3 protein-coding genes are annotated in these 2,709 nt (G+C 76.3%); all 3 read right to left on the reverse strand.

Annotation, left to right across the window (positions count from 1 at the left end; genetic code table 11):
• Positions 1–482, reverse strand: a 482-nt coding sequence (locus FOE67_RS22110; protein ID WP_323385276.1) for a biotin/lipoyl-containing protein, incomplete at its 3' end; no start/stop codon positions are given.
• Positions 466–1,572, reverse strand: a complete 1,107-nt coding sequence (locus FOE67_RS22115; RefSeq protein WP_182666598.1) for an alpha-ketoacid dehydrogenase subunit beta — start codon at positions 1,570–1,572, stop codon at positions 466–468. The genes FOE67_RS22110 and FOE67_RS22115, both read right to left, overlap by 17 nt.
• The coding region (gene pdhA, locus FOE67_RS22120; RefSeq protein ID WP_182666599.1) for a pyruvate dehydrogenase (acetyl-transferring) E1 component subunit alpha at positions 1,569–2,709 on the reverse strand (1,141 nt) is incomplete at its 5' end. The genes pdhA and FOE67_RS22115, both read right to left, overlap by 4 nt.

Consider the following 2,709-nt stretch of genomic DNA (forward strand, 5'->3'; position numbering starts at 1 on the left):
GGGGCGGGGCGGGAACCGTTCGCGCCGGTCGCGGCCGGCGTCGCCGGGCCGCCCGCCCCGACCAGGGCGAACGCCCGGGAGCGGCGGGCGCGTCGCCCGCCCGAGCCGTCGCGGACGGCGGGATCGGCGGTGCCGTAGCCCACCAGGACCCGCCCCGAGCCGCCCCGGGAGGCGTCGGTGTCGGCGCCGGGTCCCTCGCCCGGGTCGGCGGCCGGAGCGGGGGCCGCGCCGGGGGCGGCTCCGACCGCCACGGCCACGAGCGGGGCGCCGACGGGCACCTCCTCGCCCTCGTCACCGTGCCGGGCGGTGATCACACCGGCCCACGGGCAGGGCACCTCGACCTGCGCCTTGGCGGTCTCGACCTCCACCACCGGCTGGTCGACGGCGACGGCGTCGCCGACCTCGACCAGCCAGCGCACGATCTCGGCACCGGGCAGTCCCTCGCCCAGGTCGGGCAGCAGGAACTCACGCACCTCGGCCACGACCGTCACCCCCGTCCCGGCGACCGGTCGGACGTGCGGCGGCACCGTCGGTCTCCCGGTACTCCGCCTCCCACTGCAGGCGCGCCATGGCGTCCAGGATCCGCTCGGTGTCGGGCAGGTGGTGGTGTTCCTGCATCGGCGGCGGATAGGGGATGTCGAAGCCGGTGACCCGCAGCACGGGGGCGTGCAGGTGGTGGAAGCAGCGCTCGGTGACCCGGGCGGCGATCTCCGCCCCGGGGCCGGCGAAGCCGGACGCCTCGTGGACGACGATCGCGCGTCCGGTGCGGCGCACGGAGGCGCACACGGTCTCGTCGTCGAAGGGCACCAGGGTGCGCAGGTCGACGACCTCCACGTCCCAGCCCTCGGCGCCGGCGGCCTCGGCCGCCTCCAGGCACACCGGCACACCGGTGCCGTAGGTGATGAGGGTCAGGGAGGTGCCGGGACGGCGCACCACCGCGCGGCCGAACGGCTCGACGGCGGGCGGGGCGTCGGGGTCGAAGGTGTCCTTGGACCAGTACAGCCGCTTGGGCTCCAGGAACACCACCGGGTCGTCGGAGGCGATGGCTTTCCGCAGCAGGCCGTAGGCGTCGGCGACGCCGGCGGGGGCGACGACGTGCAGGCCGGGGGTGGCCATCCAGTAGATCTCGGAGGCGTCGCTGTGGTGCTCGACCCCGCCGATGCCGCCGCCGTAGGGGATGCGGATGGTCAGCGGCAGGTGGAGGGCGCCGGAGGTGCGGTTGCGCATCTTGGCGACGTGCGAGACGAGTTGTTCGAAGGCGGGGTACGCGAAGGCGTCGAACTGCATCTCGACGACCGGCCGCATCCCGTACATGGCCATGCCGACGGCGGTGCCGAGGATGCCGGCCTCGGCGAGGGGGGTGTCGGAGCAGCGGTCCTCGCCGAACTCGGCGGCGAGGCCGTCGGTGATGCGGAAGACGCCGCCGAGGGTTCCCACGTCCTCGCCCATGACCAGGACGTCGGGGTCCTCGGCGAGGGCGTCGCGCAGGGCGCGGTTGAGGGCGGCGGCCATGGTGACGGGGCGCGGCCCGGTGGGCGCGGGCGCGGCGGCGGACGCGGTACGGGTGGTCATGCGGCACGCTCCGAGGGGGCGTCGGCGGGCACGTCCCGGCCGGTGGAGCCCGCGGGGTCGGGCCCGGCTGCGGCCAGTTCGGCGCGCAGCAGGTCGCGCTGTTCCAGGAGTTGGGGGGTGGGTTCGGCGTAGACGTGGGCGAAGAGGTCGTCGGGGTCGAGACGGGGATCGGCGCCGAGGTGTTCGCGCATGCGGCCGACCAGCGCCTCCGCCTCCTCCTCGGCGCGGCGCAGGTGGTCCCCGTCCAGTTCGCCGCGGGCGCGCAGCGCGTCCTCCAGCAGGCGCAGCGGGTCGCGCTCGCGCCACGCCTCGACCTCGGCCTCGTCGCGGTAGCGGCCGGCGTCGTCGGCGTTGGTGTGGGCGTCGATGCGGTAGGTGAGGGCCTCCACCAGGGTGGGGCCGCCGCCGGATCGGGCGCGTTCGACGGCCTCGACCAGCACCTCGTGGACGGCGGGGGCGTCGTTGCCGTCCACCAGGCGGCCGGGCATGCCGTAGCCGACGGCCTTGTGGGCGAGGGTGGGGGCGGCGGTCTGCTTGGCGAGCGGCACGGAGATCGCGAAGCGGTTGTTCTGCACGAGGAAGACCACGGGTGCGCGCCAGACGGCGGCGAAGTTCAGCGCCTCGTGGAAGTCGCCCTCGGAGGTTCCGCCGTCGCCGACCATGGCGAGGGCGACCGTGTCGTCGCCGCGCAGCCGGGCGGCGCGGGCGAGGCCGACGGCGTGCGGGAGCTGGGTGGCCAGCGGGGTGGAGAGGGGGGCGACGCGCCGGCGACGGGGGTCCCAGCCGCTGTGGCGATCGCCGCGCAGCAGGGTCAGCGCCTCGACCGGGTCCACGCCGCGGCTGACCACGGCGAGGGTGTCGCGGTAGCTGGGGAAGAGCCAGTCGCGGTCGGTGAGGGCGAGGGCGGCGGCGACCTGGCAGGCCTCCTGGCCGGTGGAGGAGGGGTAGACGGCGAGCCGGCCCTGGCGGGTGAGGGCGGTGGCGGCGGTGTTGTAGCGACGGCCGACGACGAGCCGGCGGTGGAGCAGGCGCCACAGGTCGGCGTCCACGGCGTCCCGGGGCTTCGCGCCGTCGGAGGGGGTGGAGCCGGCAGGGGTGTCCCCGGTCAGCACGCGGTGGGGGGATGCCTCCGGGAGG

The organism is Streptomyces calidiresistens (assembly GCF_014141525.1).
GTDB lineage: Bacteria > Actinomycetota > Actinomycetes > Streptomycetales > Streptomycetaceae > Streptomyces > Streptomyces calidiresistens.